The organism is Achromobacter pestifer (assembly GCF_902859625.1).
Lineage (GTDB): Bacteria > Pseudomonadota > Gammaproteobacteria > Burkholderiales > Burkholderiaceae_B > Achromobacter > Achromobacter pestifer.
In genome coordinates this window covers 975,788-994,234 of the sequence record NZ_CADIJX010000002.1, presented here as the reverse complement: position 1 = coordinate 994,234, position 18,447 = coordinate 975,788, and the positions used below count along the sequence as shown (strand labels likewise).

The following is an 18,447-nucleotide window of genomic DNA, read 5'->3' as shown; positions in this document are numbered from 1 at the left end:
CCAGTGTGGCGCGGCCTTCTCAGGCCTTGGTCATCAGCTTCTTCCAGCCTTCCAGGCCCAGCTTGTTCATCGTTTCGATGTTCTTCTCGTAGATGTCCGAGGCGTCGGGGAACGATTCCACCGCCCGGTCGATACTGTCTTCGCGCAGCAGATGCAGGATCGGGTACGGAGAACGGTTCGTGTAGTTCTCGATATCGTCCGGCTGGGTGTCGGCAAACTGGAATTGCGGGTGGAACGTGGCCACCTGCAATTCGCCCACCAATCGCATGCGCTTTAGCAGGCGATCGGACAGCTCTTCGAAATCGTTGAAATCCAGGAAGTCGTCCAACGCATCCGGGATGATCAGCAAGGTGGTGTCGATCTTTTCGGGATCGGCTTCGGCCAGCAGCGCCAGCTCATCCTGCAAATCGGTCAGCACGCCTTCGGCATCGGTGGCGTCGCTGACCGCAAAGCGGATCTGGTCCTTGACCTGAACCGCCTTGGCGAACGGACAGAGGTTCAGGCCGATCACGGCCTGAGTCAGCCAATGGCGGGTTTCGGCAACCACATTGGCGTAGGAGTCTGAGGTGGAAATCATGTGGGCATGGCGGCCATGGTCTGGGCCACGGCGGCAGTCAGCTTCTTGCCGTAAGGCACGTGCAGGAATTCATTGGGGCCGTGGGCATTGGACTTGGGGCCCAACACGCCGCACACCATGAACTGGGCCTTGGGGAAGCCCTTTTGCAGAATGCTCATCAGCGGAATCGTGCCGCCTTGGCCGATGTAGCCGCACGGCTGGCCGTAGTACTGCTGCGACGCGGCGTCCAGGGCTTGGGTCAGCCACGGCACGGCCGCGGGCGCGTTCCAACCGGTGGCGGCGCCTTCATTGGCCTTGAAGATGACCTTGGCGTTATAGGGCGCGTCGGCTTCCAGCAATTCCTTGATTTCTTGCGAGGCGGCCACGGCATCCACCAGCGGCGGCAGGCGCAGCGACAGCTTGAACGCCGTGCGCGGACGCAGGACGTTGCCGGCGCTCGACAGCGGCGGCAGACCCTCGGCGCCGGTCACCGACAAGGTCGGACGCCAGGTGCGGTTCAGCAGGGCTTGTTCCGGCTCGGTCGTCATGGGCAGCACAAAGCCTCCTTCGGCGCCGCAGCTCCAGGGGAAACGGCGCCAGACTTCATCACCCAGGATGCGCGCAGTGGCGGACACTTGTTCAACCCGTTCAGCGGGGATCTCGCAGTGCAGGCTTTGCGGCAGCAGGCGGCCGGTGCCGCTGTCTTCCAGGCGGTCCAGCAGATGGCGCAAGATGCGGAACGACGACGGCACGACGCCGCTGGAGTCGCCCGAGTGCACGCCTTCGTCCAGCACCTGGACTTCCAGCGTGCCGGACACCATGCCGCGCAGCGACGTGGTCATCCACAACTGGTCATAGTTGCCGGCGCCCGAATCCAGGCACACCACCAGGGCCACGTTGCCCAGCTGGCTGCGCAATGCGTCCACATAGGGCAGCAGGTCATAGCTGCCGGATTCTTCACAGGTTTCCACGATGCCCACGCAACGCGGACGCGGAATCCCCTGCTTGTCCAGCGCCATGATGGCGGTCAGCGAGGCGTACACGGCATAGCCGTCATCCGCGCCGCCTCGGCCGTACAGCTTGCCGTCTTCGTACTTGGGCGTCCACGGGCCCAGACCCGCTCGCCACCCCGAGAATTCCGGCTGCTTGTCCAAGTGGCCATACAGCAGCACGGTGTCGCCGTTGTCGCTGCGGGTAGCGGGCGCGTCGAAGAAGATGACGGGCGTGCGGCCCGGCAAGCGCACCACTTCCAGCTTCAGGCCCGACACCTTCTGCGCTTCGACCCATTGCGCCGCATCGCGCACCACGCGCTCGATGAACGCATTCTTTTCCCAGTCGGCGTCAAACGCCGGGCTTTTGGCGGGGACGGCGATGTAATCGGTCAGCGCGGGGATGATCTCGTTGTCCCACTTGTCATCGACAAATTCCTGGAGAGCCTTGGGATCCAGGGTGGGCGGCAGTGCGTCTTCGGGGATACGGGCGTTCATGGCGCGGAATCCTGTGTGAGTGCGGGAATGGGGTAATCCGCTATTTTATGCCTGCGCGGGCCGGCAGGCATCTTTTGTCCCCGTTTGTTCTTTCCTTCAGCAAAAACGGTGTCGCTATCGGGCCGCATAAGCCTCGATGCGGCTCCATACCTGGCGGGCCAGCGGTTTGGCGTTGTCCACCGACTGGTACACCCGGATCTCCATGTGGATGTCGTTGCGGGCGCTGTCGGCCCGCACCAGCAGGCCGGCGCGCAGGTCCGCTTCGACAAGCGTATGCGGCAGCCAGGCCAGGCCGAAGCCCTGGCGTGCCATGGCGTGCAGCGCATCGGCCAGGTCCGATTCATACTGGGTCTGCAACAACGGCACGACGCACAGCCCGCGCAATCGGTCATGCAGGATGCGGCCCAGCGACATGCTGTCGGCGTAGGCCAGAAACGGCACCGCCGGATCCGACGCCAGCTTGGGCACGGCGTGGCGAGGATGCTTGCCGCCCGGCGCCACCGGCGCGCTGACTGCGACCAGCTTGTCGGCGCCCACGCGCCGGCAGCGGTAGCCGGGATTGTCAATCTTGGCGTACAGCGGTTCATGCGCATGGCACAACAGGAAATCGACCTCGCCATCCGCCAGCATGTCCACGCCATAGTTCAACGTGGTGGTCACGACTTTCAACTGGAACGGCGGCATGCCCTGCTGCACGTTGGCCATCACGCCGGGCAGCACGGAATGCGCCAGCGTCTTGCCCGATGCCATGACGATCTTGCGGCTGCGTTCAAGCTCGGGCTTTTGCAGCGCCTGGCGCGTATCGCGCAGGATATCCAGCACGTCGATGGCGGCGGCCAGCATGCTGCGCCCGGCCGGGTTGAGCGTGGTGGCGTGATGGCCGCGTTCAACCAGCGGCACCCCGGCCCATTCCTCCAGCGCCTTGATGCGGCGGCCAAACGCAGGGTGCGTCACGCTGCGCGCCTCGGCCGCCTGGAACATATTGCGCGACTTCGACAACGCAACGAAGTCCTCCAGCCATTTGATATCCATGTGTCTCTCTCATCCTTCCCCCTGCCCGCCGCGTATTCGTTGATTCCGTTGTTCCCGGCTGGGTCTGTTGTTAGCCACTGTGCCGATTCGGCACAGTGGCTGCTCATTTTGCACAACACTGATACATCTGGCAACTAACATCCCGGCGTCCACTCCCTGGAAACGCCGATGTCCGACACCCCTGTCCTGCTTAAATCCATTCGCAGCCATTTTCTGGGCGGCGCCGAAGCCGTGGCCGGCGGCGTGCCGATGCAGCAGAAAAAGGTGGTGGACAACGCATCGCCGCGTTTGATCGACATGAACGGCGGCTACAGCGTCGGCCAGTTGTATGTGCAGGAATACCGGCTGGCGCAGCCGCTTCATCCCTACCCCGTGCTGTTGTGGCACGGTGGCGGCATGACGGGCGCGCAGTGGGAAAGCACGCCCGACGGCCGCCAGGGCTGGCTGTGGCGCCTGCTGCAAGCAGGCTATGACGTGTTCGTGTCCGACGCCCCTGAACGCGGCCGCGCATCCTGGGCGATGTATCCGCAGGTCTACGACAGCGCGCCGATCTTCCGATCCAAGGAAGAAGCCTGGAGCCTGTTCCGCATCGGCCCGGCCTCGGGCTACGCGCCCGCCGGCCATCCGCGCCAGGCTTATCCCGCGCAACAGTTTCCCACCGACGCCTTCGACACTTTCGCCAAACAGTTCGTGCCGCGCTGGCTGACGCACGGCGACATGGCGCTGGACGCCTACCGGCAATTACTGGACATGGCGGGCCCCTGCATCGTTTTCGGCCACAGCCAGGGCGGCGGCTTCGCCACGCTGCTGGCACAGGAATACGCCGCCACGGTGCGCGCCGTGGTTGCCCTGGAACCCACGGGCACGCCCGCGTCGATCCCCTGTCAGTTGCCGCCGCAACTGCTGGTGTGGGGCGATCACTTTCAGGCGGACGACACCTGGCTGCGTTACCGCGCCCAGACGGACGCCTACTGGCGAGCCCTGCGCCGGGCAGGCGCACGCGCCGACGTGCTGGACCTGCCCGCCGCTGGCATCGCCGGCAACTCCCATTTCTGCATGCTGGACCGCAATAGCGACCAGATAGCCGGATTGATCGTCGATTGGCTCGACCGCAGCCTCGACTAACCTTCGCCTGGAGACACAGATGAACTTCAAGAAATCCACCATCGCCCTGGCGCTGCTGAGCGGCGCGACGCTGGCCGCCGGCGCCGCCTCGGCGCAACAGGCCGCCAGCTACCCCTCCAAGCCCGTCCGCCTGATCGTGCCCTTCGCCCCTGGAGGCACCGCCGACATCATCGGCCGCGTCTTCGCCGCGCAACTGGGCACCGAGCTGGGCGCCACCGTGGTCGTGGAAAACAAGGCCGGCGCGGGCGGCTCGATCGGCACCCGTTTCGTGGCCGACTCCGCCCCCGACGGCTACATCCTGCTGCTGGCCTCGTCCAGCACCCATGGCACCAACCCCGCCGTCTACAAGTCATTGACGTATGACGCCGTGCAGGACTTCACCGCGATCACCCAATTGGTGACCGTGCCGGGCGTGCTTAGCGTCACCAAGGATTTCCCCGCTACGGACCTGAACTCGCTGATCGCCACCTCGAAGGCGAACCCCGACCGCTACACCTATGCGTCGTCCGGCGCGGGCGGTCTGGGCAACCTGGCCATGGAACTGATGAAGTCGATGACGGGCGCCAAGCTCATGCACATCGCCTACCGGGGCGCAGGCCCGGCCTTCACCGACGTGATCAGCGGCCAGGTCTCGATGATCTGGGAACCGGTGCCGGCGTCCCTGCCTTACGTCAAGGGCGGCCAGATTCGTCCGATCGCCATTGCCGCCGACGTCCGTTCGCCCGAACTGCCCGACACGCCGACCTTCAAGGAGGCCGGCCTGCCGCGCTATGAAGCCAACGCATGGAACGGATTGCTGGCGCCCAAGGGCCTGCCGGACGACGTGAAGCAAAAGCTGCACGACGCTTCGGTGAAGGCTCTGAATACCCCAGAAGTGAAGGCCAAGATGGCCAGCCTGGGCGGCACGGTCGTGGCCGGCACCTCGGATGCCTTCCAGCAGGTGATCGCCAGCGACGTGAAGAAGTGGAAGAACGTCGCGGCCGACGCCAAGATCCAGCTGGACCAGTAAGCAGCCGGCCCGAAGGCTGAATCACTGCCTGGGCCCCACGTTGAAAAAGCCCCTTGCGGGGCATTTTTCATTGGCGAATTCACGCGGCCATCAGGCCCCGATCAACGCCGGTTCCGCACCGCGTCCCAATGCAGGCGATTCCGCATCGATCACCCGGCCGCCCGCTTGCAACTTGAACACCGCGACGGCTTCGCGCAGGCGTTGCGCCTGGGTCTCAAGCGACGCGGCCGACGCCGCAGCCTGCTCGACCAGCGCCGCGTTCTGCTGCGTCACGCTGTCCATCTGCGACACCGCCTGGTTCACCTGCTGAATGCCTTGCGACTGCTCTTCGGACGCGCTGGAAATCTCGTTGATGATGTCCGTCACACGGCGTACCGACACCACGATCTCTTGCATGGTGGCGCCCGCGGCTTCCACCTGGTCCGACCCGATCGATACCTTCTGCACGGACTCGTCGATCAAGCCCTTGATTTCCTTGGCGGCCTGCCCGCTGCGCTGCGCCAGCGCGCGCACTTCACTGGCCACCACTGCAAAGCCCTTGCCCTGCTCGCCCGCGCGCGCCGCTTCCACGGCCGCGTTCAACGCCAGGATATTGGTCTGGAAGGCAATGCCGTCGATCACGCCAACGATGTCGGCGATGCGCTTGGAGCTGTCCGCGATGCCGCGCATCGTGCCCACCACGTCACCCACGGCCTTGCCGCCGCGCGTGGCCACTTCGGACGCCACCGTTGCCAGCTGCGAAGCGCTGCGCGAACTATCCGCGTTGTTCTTAACCGTGGAAGACAGTTCGTCCATGCTGGCGGCGGTTTCCTCCAGCGAGGCCGCCTGTTGTTCGGTGCGCGAAGACAGGTCGATATTGCCGGCCGCGATCTCGCGCGAGCCGGTGTGGATCTCTTCCACGCCCAGGCGCACCGCGGAAACCGTGCGAGCCAGGCTGTCTTGCATGCGCTTGACGGCGGCATACAGCACGCCGATCTCGTTGTCGCCGCGCTGTTCGATGCGGTTGCTGAGATCACCGCCCGCGATGCGATCAAACAAGCGGCCGGCGTCGTGCAGCGGACGAAATACCGAGCGGGCGAAGATCGCATACAGGCCCACCACCAGCACGGCCACCACCGCCAACAGACAGATCAGCAGCACAATCGCGCCGTTGATGCGCGCGGATGTCTCGCGGGCCACGCGCTGGCCCACGTCATCCGCATAGTCCACGTATTTCTGGATGGCCTGCGTGAAGGCGATGCCAAGCGGCGTGACCTTTTCCAGATTCAACCGGCTGGCATCCTGCGGCTTACCGGCACGAATGGCGGCCACCATCGGCGCAATGGCGTCGCGTTGGTAGACGTCGTAGGCGGCCAGCGCGGCGTCGAACAAGGGCTTGCCCTCGGCCGACGTCTCGGGCTGCTTGCGGGCGATGTCGATCAGGTCGGACGCCTTTTTCGTATAGCCGTCCAGCCGCTGCATGCTGGCCAGATTGTCGATGCTCTTGCCTTCCAGCAGCGCGCTCTGGGCCGCCAGCAGAACCAGCCGTGCGCGCAGCAATTCGGCGCCTGCGCCGTCCACCGCATTGGCGCGGACCAGGTTAGTGTCCAGCAGCAATTCGATCGAAGTGCGGTTGGACGTCAGTTGTTGATACACGGCGATGCCGGTAATCAGGAAAAGCGCAAAGAAGACGCCCAAGGCGGACGTCAGGATTGCGCGGATACTCAAATTCTTGAACATGAAAGGCCACTCCGGGGTTGCGTAACGCTCCTGGGGTTAACGACCTCATGCAATGAAAAGTTAAGTATCTCATTGGGTTACATGCCTTTGATATCAGTCAAGCACATGCCCGGCCCCTGACTTGCTTGCCGGATGTGAATGAACTACGGTCATTGAGCACGCAAGATGCAGGCCCAACCGGGCAAACCAAGAGCCGAAGCCACAGCACAATTAAAAAGGGGGACATCACTATGAAGTTGCAGCAGGTATTTGATTTTCTTGCCGTCACGCAACACGGCAGCGTCCATGCGGCGGCCCGGGCCACCGGACAAACCCAACCCGCCATGACCAAGTCCCTGCGCCGTCTGGAGCGCACGCTGGGCCTGCCGCTATTTGACCGGCATGCCAAAGGCATGCGCCCCAACGATTACGGCAGACGCTTCCTGCCCCACGCCCAACACCTTGTTCACGAGACCAAACGCGCGCGCGACACCATGGCGCAGATGCGCGGCGATCGCCTGGGCACGGTCCAATATGGCATTTCCGCCGTGGCATCCCTGCTCCTGGCGCCGTCAGCCATCCAGGGATTCCGTCTGATTTATCCGCAGATCGAACTCAGCAGCCGCAGCGGCCTGTGCCACACGCTGACCCCGCAATTGTTGGACGGCCAGCTGGACTTCGCCATCTGCCCGTTAAGCCATGACCTGCCGGACTCGCAGTTGAAAACTCGCCCGCTGATGGAAAGCCCGATGGCAATGGCCGCGCGCCGCGGTCACCCACTGGGGCAAGCGCGCTCGCTGCATGCCTTGCAGGACGTGGTATTCACCATCGCTGGCCCGCCGGGCCAGCCCGGCGCATCCATCTGCCAGGTGTTCGACCAGCACGAACTAGGCCCGCCCAAGGTGGACATGCATACCGACGGATTGATCGATGCGGCCGCCCTGGTCGCCAACAGCGACCGCATGGCGCTGCTGCCCACCGCACTGATCTCGACCGGATTGCTGCGTGAACAACTGGAGATCGTCCCCATCGAGGAACCGCTGCCCAGCTATGTGATCAGCCTGCTCCAACGTACGGTGCAGCCGCTGACGCCCGCAGCCGAAGCTCTGGTCGCCCAGTTTGAACGCCAGGCCTCGCAGCTAGGCGGCACCCTATCCTGATCGCAAGAAAAACGGGCCGCGAAGGCCCGTTTTCTTGCTGAAGCCGGCGGACTGCCGGCCTGGGATGCCACCCGACCTTACTTCAGCCAGACGCGCGCATTGCGGAAAATGCGCATCCACGGGCTGTACATGCCGCCCTTGTCTGCATTGCCCCATTTCTCGGGCGCCCAGGACATCATGACGTTGCGGGTCACGCGCTCCGGGTGCGGCATCATGACAGTGAAGCGGCCGTCGGCGGTCGTGACGGACGTCAGGCCACCCGGGCTGCCGTTCGGGTTGAACGGATAGGCTTCGGTCGCCTGGCCACGGTTGTCGATGTAGCGCGCGGCGGTCAGCACGCGGCTGGCGTCGCCTTGCTGCGAGAAGTCGGCAAACCCTTCGCCATGGGCGACGGCCACCGGGATGCGGGCGCCTTCCATGCCAGCGAAGAAGATGGATGGCGACTTGGCCAATTCCACCATCGACAGACGGGCTTCGTACTTTTCCGACTGGTTGCGCGTGAAGCGCGGCCAGTGCTCGGCACCCGGGATCATCGGCGCCAATGCCGCCATCATCTGGCAACCGTTGCACACGCCCAGCGCGAACGTGTCCGGACGCGCGAAATACGCGGCGAACTGGTCCGACAACTGGCTATTGAAACGGATCGTGCGCGCCCAGCCTTCGCCAGCGCCCAGCACGTCGCCGTAGCTGAAACCGCCCACGGCCACCAGGCCTTGCATCTGCCCCAGGTCCACGCGGCCGGCCAGCAGATCGGTCATGTGGACGTCGATGGCCTCGAAACCCGAGGTATCAAACGCCCAAGCCATTTCGACTTGGCTGTTGCAACCCTGCTCGCGCAGGATCGCCACCCGCGGACGGCGGCCGGTGTTGATGAACGGCGCAGCCACGTTGTCTTGCGGATCGAAAGCCACGCTCGGGCTCATGCCCGGGTCCTTGGTGTCGTTCCAGACGTCCAGTTCCGCCTGCGCGCATGCGGGGTTGTCGCGGCGAGCCATGATGCGGTAGGACACTTCGCTCCAGGCGCGGCCCAGGTCAGCGCGCGGCTGGCCCCAGACCTTTTTGCCGTCGCGGTAGAACTCCACTTCGTCGGCGCCGTTCAGGCCGCCGATGACGTGCGAGTGGGCCGACAGGCCGGCGCCGCGCAGCACTTGCATGACGGCATCGCGTTGGGCAGCCGGCACCTGGATCACGGCGCCCGCTTCTTCCGAGAACAAGGCCTTGAGCGTCAGTTCTTCGCGCTGCACCGCCACCTGTTCGGGGCGGATCTTGAAGTCGCCCCAATCGGCCGATTGAGGATCGAAGGTCAGCATGTCCAGGTTCACCGAGATGCCGGTGCGGCCAGCGAAGGCCATTTCGGTCAGGGTGGCAAACAGGCCGCCGTCGGAACGGTCGTGGTAAGCCAAGAGCGTGCCGGCTTCCGCCAGGGTGCGGATCGTGACGAAGAAGGCGCGCAGGTCTTGCGGCGAATCGATGTCCGGCACGGTCTCGCCGACCTGGTTATAGGTCTGCGCCAGGATCGAACCGCCCATGCGGTGACGGCCACGGCCCAGGTCGATCAGGATCAGCACGCTGTCGCCCGCGTCGGTGCGCAGCTGCGGCGTCAGGCTGGCGCGCACGTCGGCCACCGGCGCGAACGCCGTGATGACCAGCGACACCGGCGCCACCACCTGACGCTGCTCGCCGTCCTGTTCCCAGGACGTCTTCATGGACAGGGAATCCTTGCCCACCGGAATGGACAGGCCGGTGGCCTGGCACAGTTCGCTGACCGCGGACACGGTGTCATACAGCGCGGCGTCTTGACCGTCCACGCCGCAGGCCGCCATCCAGTTGGCCGACAGCTTGATGTCTTCCAGGCGTGCCACGTCGGCGGCGGCCAGGTTGGTCAGGGCTTCCGCCACGGCCATGCGGCCGGAGGCAGGAGCGTCCAGCATGGCGATGGGGGTGCGTTCGCCCATCGACATGGCTTCCCCGCGGAAGCCTTCGTAGTCAGCCAGCGTCACGGCGCAGTCGGCCACCGGGACTTGCCACGGGCCAACCATCTGATCGCGGCTGGACAGGCCACCCACGGTGCGGTCGCCGATCGTGATCAGGAACGACTTGTTGGCCACCGTCGGGTGGCGCAGCACGCGGTAGGCGGCTTCGGTCAGGTCGATGCCAGCCAGGTCCAGCGGGGCCGACACGCCGGGCAGGCGACGAACGTCGCGCGTCATGCGCGGCGGCTTGCCCAGGATCACGTCGATCGGCACGTCCACGGGACGCACTTCGGCTTCGCCTTGCGGGCGGATCGCGTCCAGGCCAGGCAGGCCCTCGCCGTCCACCACGCGCAATTGGCGCTCTTCAGTTGCCACGCCCACCACCGCGTACGGGCAGCGTTCCCGGCGCGCGATGGCGTCAAAGCGTTCCAGATCCTTGGGCAGGATCGACAGGACGTAGCGTTCCTGCGATTCGTTGCTCCAGATTTCAGCGGGCGACAGGCCCGATTCTTCCAGCGGCACGCGCTTCAGGTCAAAGATGGCGCCACGGCCCGCGTCGTTGACCAATTCGGGGAAAGCGTTGGACAGACCGCCCGCGCCCACGTCGTGGATCGCGATGATGGGGTTGTTCTCGGCCTGCTGCCAGCAGCGGTCGATGACTTCCTGCGCGCGGCGTTCGATTTCCGGGTTGCCGCGCTGGACGGAATCAAAGTCCAGTTCGGCCGAGTTGCTGCCCATGCTGATGCTGGAGGCAGCGCCGCCGCCCATGCCGATGCGAAAGCCCGGGCCGCCCAGCTGGATCAGCAGCGCGCCGGGAGGAATCACGTCCTTGTGGGTCAGGCCCGCGTCGATGCTGCCCAGGCCGCCCGCGATCATGATGGGCTTGTGATAGCCCCAGCGCGTGCCGCCAGCGGTCTGTTCAAACGAACGGAAGTAGCCAAGCAGGTTGGGCCGGCCGAATTCATTGTTGAACGCCGCGCCGCCGATGGGGCCGTCGATCATGATGGACAGCGGCGAGGCGATGCGATCCGGCAGGCCGTGATGGTCGGCTTCCCAAGGTTGCAGCGCGTCGTCAAAACGCAGGTGCGACACGGTGAAACCGGTCAGGCCGGCCTTGGGCTTGGAGCCGCGGCCGGTTGCGCCTTCGTCGCGGATTTCGCCGCCATTGCCGGTGGATGCGCCGGGGAACGGTGCGATCGCGGTCGGGTGGTTGTGCGTTTCCACCTTCATCAGCGTGTGCACGGTGGTGTCGCGGCGGATGTACTTGGCGCCATCGGCGCCCTCGCCCGTGACACCCGGCACGCCCGCCTGGAAGCGCTGCGCAGGGCCGCCTGCCATGATGGCGGCGTTGTCCGAGTAGGCAACGACCGTGCCTTCCGGCTGCGCCTTGTGCGTGGCGCGGATCATGCCGAACAGCGTGTTGGGCTGCGACTGGCCGTCGATCACCCATTCAGCGTTGAAGATCTTGTGGCGGCAGTGTTCGCTGTTGGCTTGCGCGAACATCATCAGTTCCACGTCGGTGGGGTCGCGCCCCAGGTCGGTGAAGGACTTGGCCAGGTATTCGATTTCGTCTTCCGACAAGGCCAGGCCCAGCGAGACGTTCGCGTCCGCCAGGGCGGCCACGCCGTTGGCCAGCACGCCCACGGTGCGCATCGGCTTGCCGGCCAGCGTCTGGAACAGGGCCTGGCCGTCAAAACCGGCATCGACCACGGTTTCGGTCATGCGGTCGTGCAGGCAGTCGGCCGCGCGCGCCAGCATGGCGTCGTCGAAGGACTTCGCGCCCAGCAGGCCACGTTCCGGAGTGATCACGTAGCGCACGCCGCGTTCGATGCGGTGTACCGACGACAGGCCACAGTTGTGGGCAATGTCGGTGGCCTTGCTGGCCCACGGGGAAATGGTGCCCAGGCGCGGAATGACCAGCAGCGACAGGCTCTTGGCTGGCACGTCGCCCATGCTGGGCGTGCCGTAATCCAGCAGTTGGGTCAGGTGTTGCTGCTGTTCGGCCGTCAGGGCGGCGTCGGTGCTGACGAAGTGCTCGTAACGAGCGGAGATGTCGGCCACCGGTAGGCCGGCTTCCTTCAGTTGCGCCAGAAGGCGATCACGACGAAAGGAGGACAGGACGGAGGAACCAGGCAGATGCTGAACTAGGGACACGATGCGGGCGCCGTATAAGGATGGGTGCAAAAAAGTGATTTTACCTGTTTAGGGGGTTTTCCCGGAGCGCTTGTTCAAGACACGTCCCAACCCCTTGTTTTCCCCATTGTTACAAAAGAATTCCAGCGTCGGCGCACTGGCATGGTGCATAGCAATATTTCAGGCAAGTGCCCCAAGCGTCGCGGTTTATCCATGACGCCTGCCCTCTTGCGCCGGCGCCTCTGATGCAGCGCAACATGTTGTTGTCGCCCCGCACCACGGGAAAACACGAACTACCGCGTCTCCAGGGCAACGGTAGGATGCAGCGACCTTATTCCTAGAACGCGCGTTCAGCGCCGAAGCCGTCGCCTCACCCCATGTCCCGCCCCGAAGCCCCTGTCGAGCCCGTCGAACCGATCATCCCCGTTGAAGCAGATCCCGCCGTAAAGGTGCCGCTGGCCATCGAAGACTGGCTGGCCGTGATCTTGCTGGCCGTCCTGGCCCTGATCACCTTCATGAACGTGCTGGTGCGCTATTTCACCGACCAGTCGTTTGCGTGGACAGAAGAAATCTCGGTGTTCCTGTTGATCGTGCTGACGATGGCGGGCGGCAGCGTGGCCTTTGTGCGCAACCACCACATCCGCATCGAGATCCTGGCGGACAACGGCTCGCCGCGCCGCCAGTACATCATGGCGCTGATTTCAAACAGCTGCGTGCTGGCATTCTTCCTGTTGCTGACCGTGCTGTCGGTAAAGCTTGTCACGGACGAATTCGTTTACGAAGAGACCTCCCCCGCGATCGGCGTGCCGACCTGGTGGTATTCGATCTGGCTGCCCGTGATGGCGGCCGCGATCTCGCTGCGCACGGTGGGCACGATCCGCCGCCTGGTGCGAAACGGTGTGAAGGACGCCGCATGATCGCCACCCTGCTCTTCGTGGTCTTCATCGTCCTGATGCTGATCGGCGTGCCCGTCGGCGTGGCGCTGGGCATTGGCGGCACTGTCGCAATCGTGCTGTCCAACCTGGACACGCCCTGGTATGGCCTGTTGACCGTGCCGCAGAATTTCTACGCGGGCCTGGCCAAGTACCCGCTGCTGGCCATCCCCATGTTCGTGCTGGTCGGCTCCATCTTCGACCGCTCGGGCGTGGCCAAGCGGCTGGTGGATTTCGCCATCGCCATCGTGGGCCGTGGCCCGGGCATGCTGCCGTTGGTGTCGATCGCAGTGGCCATGTTCCTGGGCGGCATCTCGGGTTCCGGCCCGGCGTGCGCGGCGGCCGTGGGCGCCGTGATGATCACGGCCATGTCGCGTGCGGGCTATCCAGGTTCGTTCTCCGCCGCCGTGGTTGCCGCGGGCGCCGCCACCGACATTCTGATCCCCCCGTCCGTGGCCTTCATCATCTATTCGGTGCTGGTGCCGGGCGCGTCGGTTCCCGCGCTGTTTGCCGCCGGCATGATCCCGGGCGTCCTGGCCGGCTTCGCGCTGATCATTCCCGCCGTGTGGCTGTCGCGCAAGTACAAGATGGGCGCGCTGGAAGCCCACTTGCCGCGTCCGCCCTTCTGGGCCAGCCTGCGCGAAGCGTCCTGGGGCCTGGCCGCGCCGGTGCTGATCCTGGGCGGCATGCGCATGGGCTGGTTCACGCCCACCGAAGCGGCCGTCGTTGCCGTGTTCTACGGCTTGTTCGTGGGCGGCTTCATTCACCGCACGATCAAATTCCGCGACCTGTACAAGATTCTGCGCGAAGCCGCCGAACTATCCGCCGTCATCATGCTGGTGGTGACGCTGGCCGGCATCTTCGCCTGGGCCTTGTCCACGCTTAGCGTCATCGACCCGATCACCAACGCCATCGTCAATTCCGGCCTGGGCGAATGGGGCGTGCTGTCGCTCTTGATCCTGCTGCTGATGACGGTGGGCATGTTCCTGGACGGCATCTCGATCTTCCTGATTTTCGTGCCGCTGCTGATGCCGATCGCCAACGCCTATGGCTGGGATCCGGTGTGGTTCGGCGTGATCCTGACCTTGAAGGTGGCCTTGGGCCAGTTCACCCCGCCGCTGGCCGTGAACCTGATGGTGTCGTGCCGCATCGCGCGCGTGCCGATGGAGTCCACGGTGCGTTGGGTGGTGTGGCTGCTGGGGGCCATGTTCCTGGTGCTGGTGGCGGTGCTGGTGTTCCCGCAACTGGCGCTGTGGTTGCCGAACAAGCTGGGTTATTGAAGCAGGGTTATCGAAGCTGGATTATCGAAGCTAGGTTATCGAAGTGCTGGATCTCAACACAACAACAGACACACTCGCAGAGAGAGGAGACATCACATGAACTTCCGCAACCTGATCGGTGCCGCATTTTGCGCCGCCGCCGTGGTCGGCATGGCGCCCGCGCATGCGCAGAACTACAAACCCGAATACAAGCTGTCCATCGTCGTGGGCACCACCTTCCCGTGGGGCCAGGGCGCCGAGATCTGGTCCAACCTGGTCCGCGAACGCACCCAGGGCCGCATCAACATCAAGGTCTATCCCGGCACCTCGCTGGTCCAGGGCGACCAGACGCGCGAATTCACCGCCATCCGCCAAGGTGTGATCGACATGGCGGTGGGCTCGACCATCAATTGGTCGCCGCAGGTCAAACAATTGAACCTGTTCTCGCTGCCCTTCCTGATGCCTGATTACGCCGCCATCGACGCCTTGGTGCAAGGCGACGTGGGCCGCGAAATGTTCAAGCTGATCGAAAAGGCGGGCGTGGTGCCGCTGGCCTGGGGCGAGAACGGCTACCGCCAGCTCAGCAACTCCAAGCGCGAAATCAAGAAGCCCGAAGACATGAAGGGCATGAAGCTGCGCGTGGTGGGTTCGCCGCTGTACATCGACACGTTCACGGCGCTGGGCGCCAACCCCACGCAAATGAGCTGGGCCGACGCGCAGCCGGCGCTCGCCAGCGGCGCGGTGGACGGCCAGGAAAACCCCCTGTCCATCTACACGGGCTCCAAGCTGTACACCGTGGGCCAGAAGTACCTGACGCTCTGGAACTACGTGGCCGACCCGCTGATCTTCGTGGTCAATCGCGAAGTCTGGAATTCCTGGTCGGAAAAGGACCGCGACATCGTGCGCCAGGCCGCGCTTGACGCCGGCAAGCAGCAAATCGTGATCGCACGCAAGGGCGTCACACCCGAAGATCCGTCGCTGCTGAAGGAAATCGCGGGCCACGGCGTCACCGTGACGTCCCTGACCCCAGCCGAACATGACGCCTTCGCCAAGGTCACCCAGCCCGTCTACGACAAGTGGAAGAAGCAGATCGGCGAAGACCTGGTCAACATGGCCGAAAAGTCGATCGCGGCGCGCAAGAAATAAGCGAAATTTGAATTAGCAGCAAGCCCCAGGGGAACGACGGCGCAAGCCGCCACACCGAGGCAGGGACGTTAGAGCCCTCCCAACCAAACAGGCGCCGGCCACAAGCTGGCGCCTGTTTCCTTTTGGGGGTGGGATTTGCTGAAGGGTGGGGTTTGGTGATGGGCGGGATCGCCGAATGGCGAGGTCGCCGAACGACAGGGCCGCCGAATGGCGACCGGCGCCCGGCGACCCGCAATTCGTAGGATGGGTGTAGCGCGAGAAGGCCGCCATAAATGCACGGGCGTTGCAGCGCGCGCAACCCATCAGGCGCCGCTTGCATTGTGAATGGCAAAGAAATTGCGGCGCTGCTTGATGGGTTGCGCGCGCTGAGCGCGGGCGTTCTTCTTTAGAACCTCTCGCGCTACACCCATCCTACGTCCGAAATCCCGCTAGCCGCCTGGCCACGAATTACGGGTAGCTGACTTCCAGGATATCCAGCTCTTCGATGCCGCCCGGCGTGCGCAGCACGACCGTGTCCCCTTCCCTGGCCTTGATCAGTGCGCGCGCCACCGGCGAGATCCAGCTGATCTTGCCGGCCAGCGGCTCGGCTTCGTCCACGCCAACGATCGTGACTTTGTGGTCTTCGCCGGCCTTGTCCGAATACAGCACCGTGGCGCCGAAGAAAACCTGATCGCGGTTGGGCTGCAAGGCCGGATCGACCACTTCGGCAATGTCCAGCCGCTTGGTCAGGAAACGCATGCGGCGGTCGATCTCGCGCAGGCGCTTCTTGCCATAGAGGTAGTCGCCGTTTTCAGAGCGGTCGCCGTTGGACGCCGCCCATGACACGATTTGCACGACGGACGGACGCTCCACGTTCATCAGGTGCGTCAGCTCTCCGCGCAGGCGTTCGTAGCCTTCGGGGGTGATGTAGTTCTTGGTGCCTGCCGGCAGCGCCTGGGCTTGCGGCAGATCGTCGTCGTCCTCGTTATCGGACTCTTTAACAAAGGCTTTGTTCATGGCGCATGCGCCGCAAGGGCGCGATCACAGTCAATGGCTAGCAGGATGGGCGGCGCGTGCCGCCCGCGTCAGAACCAGTCGTGCCAGACCGGCTTCAAGTCGGACGGCAGCGGCGGCAAACGGCCCAGGTCCATCCGGCTTTCCTTGGGACTATGGAAATCCGAACCGCGCGAGGCCAGAAAACCATAACGGCGCGCGACCTCAGCGTATTGGCGGGCTTCCTCGGCGGTGTGGCTGCCCGTGTTGACCTCGATGCCCACGCCCCCAAGTTGCAGGAATTCGTCGAACAGCGCGGCAAATTGCAGCGGGGTGTATTTATAGCGACCCGGGTGCGCAATGACGGCCAGGCCGCCTGCGCCACGGATCCAGCCCACGGCTTCGGCCAACGTGGCCCATTGCATGGGCACATGGCCGGGGCGGTCATCGCCCAAGTGCTTTGTGAACACGGTTTGCACATCGGGGCAGTAACCGGCTTCGACCAGATAGCGCGCGAAGTGCGTGCGGCTGATCAGTTCCGGATTGCCCGCGAACGGCAACGCGCCTTCGTAGGCGCCTGGCATGCCCATGTCCGCCAGGCGTTCGCCGATGCGCTTGGCACGCTCGGCACGCCCTGACCGGGTCTTGCGCAGACCTTCGACCAAGGCCGTGTTTGCAGGGTCAAAGCGCAAGCCCACGATGTGTACCGTCAGGCCGGCCCACGTCACCGAGATCTCGACCCCGGTGGCAAAGCGCATGCCCAGCTCCTGAGCCATGCTGGCGGCTTCGGCCAAGCCGCCCACCTCGTCATGATCGGTCAATGCCCAGACGTCCACGCCGTTGGCGTGCGCGCGCTGCGCCACATCGCGGGGCGCTAGCGCGCCGTCCGAGACGGTGGAATGGCAATGCAGATCGATGTTCAGGGTGGGCGATGTCATGGGGCTATTGTAGAGAAGGCCCGGCAGCGTGGATAGCGCCGGGCCGTCCCCATAATCGCGGGGCGGACAGTCAGGCCAGCAGGAAGGCCGCGACCGGGTCCACCTGGCTGTCGGAGATCAGCGTCGGCGCGTGCCCCACGCCGGGCACTTCCAGCGCCTGGGCGCGCGGGTTGCGCTCGAGCATTTCGTCCACGGTGGCGCGCGTCAACAGGTCGGACAGTTCGCCTCGCACGATCAGCACCGGGCACGCCACTGCGTCATAGGAACGCCACAGGATCTGCTCGCCGGCAGCCAGTTCCTCGGGGGTCTGGGCCGCCAGCGGCTGGGCCAGTGCCAGATCGTAATGCTTGACCCATTTGCCGCCGTACTCCGGATACAGGTATTGAGCCAGGTCCGCCCATTGCGCATCGGTATGCGGCCCGAAGGTCTGGGAATTGGCGCGCATGGTGGCCACGGCTTCCTCGAACGTGGCGAATTCGCCCGGTTCGCCCACATACTGGCCAATGCGCGACAAGGCGCCCGTTTCCAGCCGGGGGCCCACATCGTTCAACACCAGCTTATCCAGATGAATACCTTGCCCGGGCGGCAACATGCCCGCGTGTGGACGCATGGCCTGCATGGCGCCCGCGAACGCGGCGGCGCCCGACAACGCCATGCCGATCAGTCCGCCCATCGACGTACCCACCCAGGCCAGCCGCCCCGGCCGCAAGCGCGCCACCAGCGTGACCATGTCGGACACGTATTGCGGCACGGTATAGAACGCGGGATTGGCCAGCCAGTCCGACCGGCCGCGTCCCACCACATCGGGGCAGACCACCCGATAGCGCCCAGCCAACCGGCGTGCCAGCGCGTCGAAGTCGCGCCCGCTGCGGGTCAGTCCGTGGACGCAGAGCAACACCTGATCATTGGCCGGGTCGCCCCACTCCCAGTACGCCATGCGGTGCAAACCAGCCGGGCTGGCGCAGGTGACGAAGTCCAAACGGGGTTGCAGGCTGGCGTCCACCATCAAAATACTCCACGGGTCGGC

General features: G+C 64.8%; 14 protein-coding genes. 6 read left to right on the top strand and 8 right to left on the bottom strand.

Annotated features, from left to right (window positions below; all coding sequences use genetic code 11):
* Window positions 1-19: 19 nt before the first annotated feature.
* From HV753_RS11320 to HV753_RS11310, 3 genes are all read right to left on the bottom strand, one after another.
* Window positions 20-577, bottom strand: coding sequence for a DUF1415 domain-containing protein (locus HV753_RS11320; RefSeq protein WP_175174525.1), 558 nt, complete (start codon window positions 575-577; stop codon window positions 20-22).
* Window positions 574-2,043 carry a M20 family metallopeptidase gene (locus HV753_RS11315; RefSeq protein WP_175174524.1) on the bottom strand — a complete coding sequence of 490 codons (1,470 nt, stop codon included), beginning with the start codon at window positions 2,041-2,043 and terminating at the stop codon, window positions 574-576. The genes HV753_RS11320 and HV753_RS11315 overlap by 4 nt, the downstream gene beginning before the upstream one ends.
* Window positions 2,044-2,157: 114 nt before the next feature.
* On the bottom strand, window positions 2,158-3,075 hold the full coding sequence (locus HV753_RS11310; RefSeq protein ID WP_175174523.1) for a LysR family transcriptional regulator: 918 nt from the start codon (window positions 3,073-3,075) through the stop codon (window positions 2,158-2,160).
* A 168-nt stretch (window positions 3,076-3,243) separates the two neighbouring features.
* Between HV753_RS11310 and HV753_RS11305 the strand changes: the two genes are divergently transcribed.
* Both HV753_RS11305 and HV753_RS11300 read left to right on the top strand, forming a co-directional pair.
* Window positions 3,244-4,200 carry an alpha/beta hydrolase gene (locus HV753_RS11305; protein ID WP_175174522.1) on the top strand — a complete coding sequence of 319 codons (957 nt, stop codon included), beginning with the start codon at window positions 3,244-3,246 and terminating at the stop codon, window positions 4,198-4,200.
* A gap of 19 nt (window positions 4,201-4,219) precedes the next feature.
* Window positions 4,220-5,209 carry a Bug family tripartite tricarboxylate transporter substrate binding protein gene (locus tag HV753_RS11300; protein WP_175174521.1) on the top strand — a complete coding sequence of 330 codons (990 nt, stop codon included), beginning with the start codon at window positions 4,220-4,222 and terminating at the stop codon, window positions 5,207-5,209.
* Between the two features lie 90 nt (window positions 5,210-5,299).
* On the opposite strand, the gene HV753_RS11295 is transcribed toward HV753_RS11300, so the two are convergent.
* Window positions 5,300-6,928, bottom strand: coding sequence for a methyl-accepting chemotaxis protein (locus tag HV753_RS11295; RefSeq protein WP_175174520.1), 1,629 nt, complete (start codon window positions 6,926-6,928; stop codon window positions 5,300-5,302).
* Between the two features lie 230 nt (window positions 6,929-7,158).
* Between HV753_RS11295 and HV753_RS11290 the strand changes: the two genes are divergently transcribed.
* Window positions 7,159-8,067 carry a LysR substrate-binding domain-containing protein gene (locus HV753_RS11290; RefSeq protein WP_175174519.1) on the top strand — a complete coding sequence of 303 codons (909 nt, stop codon included), beginning with the start codon at window positions 7,159-7,161 and terminating at the stop codon, window positions 8,065-8,067.
* 77 nt (window positions 8,068-8,144) lie between these two features.
* Here the strand turns inward: HV753_RS11290 and purL are convergent, their stop codons facing one another.
* Entirely contained in the window at window positions 8,145-12,194 is a 4,050-nt protein-coding gene (gene purL, locus HV753_RS11285) for a phosphoribosylformylglycinamidine synthase (RefSeq protein ID WP_175174518.1), read from the bottom strand.
* Window positions 12,195-12,550: 356 nt separating this feature from the next.
* On the opposite strand from purL, the gene HV753_RS11280 reads away from it, so the two are divergent.
* From HV753_RS11280 to HV753_RS11270, 3 genes are all read left to right on the top strand, one after another.
* Window positions 12,551-13,090, top strand: coding sequence for a TRAP transporter small permease (locus tag HV753_RS11280; RefSeq protein WP_175174517.1), 540 nt, complete (start codon window positions 12,551-12,553; stop codon window positions 13,088-13,090).
* Window positions 13,087-14,385 (top strand): TRAP transporter large permease, encoded by a 1,299-nt coding sequence (locus tag HV753_RS11275; protein WP_175174516.1) that lies wholly within the window; start codon window positions 13,087-13,089, stop codon window positions 14,383-14,385. The genes HV753_RS11280 and HV753_RS11275 overlap by 4 nt, the downstream gene beginning before the upstream one ends.
* Window positions 14,386-14,481: 96 nt before the next feature.
* A complete protein-coding gene (locus HV753_RS11270) occupies window positions 14,482-15,510 on the top strand; it encodes a DctP family TRAP transporter solute-binding subunit (RefSeq protein WP_175174515.1) in 1,029 nt (342 codons plus the stop codon).
* Window positions 15,511-15,957: 447 nt separating this feature from the next.
* On the opposite strand, the gene greB is transcribed toward HV753_RS11270, so the two are convergent.
* The 3 genes from greB to HV753_RS11255 form a co-directional block, all read right to left on the bottom strand.
* Window positions 15,958-16,506 carry a transcription elongation factor GreB gene (gene greB, locus HV753_RS11265; protein ID WP_175174514.1) on the bottom strand — a complete coding sequence of 183 codons (549 nt, stop codon included), beginning with the start codon at window positions 16,504-16,506 and terminating at the stop codon, window positions 15,958-15,960.
* A gap of 68 nt (window positions 16,507-16,574) precedes the next feature.
* Window positions 16,575-17,420, bottom strand: coding sequence for a 3',5'-nucleoside bisphosphate phosphatase (locus HV753_RS11260; RefSeq protein WP_175174513.1), 846 nt, complete (start codon window positions 17,418-17,420; stop codon window positions 16,575-16,577).
* Between the two features lie 70 nt (window positions 17,421-17,490).
* Window positions 17,491-18,426, bottom strand: coding sequence for an alpha/beta fold hydrolase (locus HV753_RS11255; protein ID WP_175174512.1), 936 nt, complete (start codon window positions 18,424-18,426; stop codon window positions 17,491-17,493).
* Between the last annotated feature and the right edge of the window lie 21 nt (window positions 18,427-18,447).

What these genes read in the sequence shown, in the direction of transcription:
- HV753_RS11270 (WP_175174515.1), top strand. Translation starts at nt 14,482, where the DNA reads ATGAACTTCCGCAACCTGATCGGTGCCGCATTTTGCGCCGCCGCCGTG.
- HV753_RS11255 (WP_175174512.1), bottom strand. Translation starts at nt 18,426, where the DNA reads ATGGTGGACGCCAGCCTGCAACCCCGTTTGGACTTCGTCACCTGCGCC.
- HV753_RS11275 (WP_175174516.1), top strand. Translation starts at nt 13,087, where the DNA reads ATGATCGCCACCCTGCTCTTCGTGGTCTTCATCGTCCTGATGCTGATC.
- HV753_RS11305 (WP_175174522.1), top strand. Translation starts at nt 3,244, where the DNA reads ATGTCCGACACCCCTGTCCTGCTTAAATCCATTCGCAGCCATTTTCTG.
- HV753_RS11300 (WP_175174521.1), top strand. Translation starts at nt 4,220, where the DNA reads ATGAACTTCAAGAAATCCACCATCGCCCTGGCGCTGCTGAGCGGCGCG.
- HV753_RS11290 (WP_175174519.1), top strand. Translation starts at nt 7,159, where the DNA reads ATGAAGTTGCAGCAGGTATTTGATTTTCTTGCCGTCACGCAACACGGC.
- greB (WP_175174514.1), bottom strand. Translation starts at nt 16,506, where the DNA reads ATGAACAAAGCCTTTGTTAAAGAGTCCGATAACGAGGACGACGACGAT.
- HV753_RS11310 (WP_175174523.1), bottom strand. Translation starts at nt 3,075, where the DNA reads ATGGATATCAAATGGCTGGAGGACTTCGTTGCGTTGTCGAAGTCGCGC.
- HV753_RS11320 (WP_175174525.1), bottom strand. Translation starts at nt 577, where the DNA reads ATGATTTCCACCTCAGACTCCTACGCCAATGTGGTTGCCGAAACCCGC.
- HV753_RS11295 (WP_175174520.1), bottom strand. Translation starts at nt 6,928, where the DNA reads ATGTTCAAGAATTTGAGTATCCGCGCAATCCTGACGTCCGCCTTGGGC.
- HV753_RS11280 (WP_175174517.1), top strand. Translation starts at nt 12,551, where the DNA reads ATGTCCCGCCCCGAAGCCCCTGTCGAGCCCGTCGAACCGATCATCCCC.
- HV753_RS11315 (WP_175174524.1), bottom strand. Translation starts at nt 2,043, where the DNA reads ATGAACGCCCGTATCCCCGAAGACGCACTGCCGCCCACCCTGGATCCC.
- HV753_RS11260 (WP_175174513.1), bottom strand. Translation starts at nt 17,420, where the DNA reads ATGACATCGCCCACCCTGAACATCGATCTGCATTGCCATTCCACCGTC.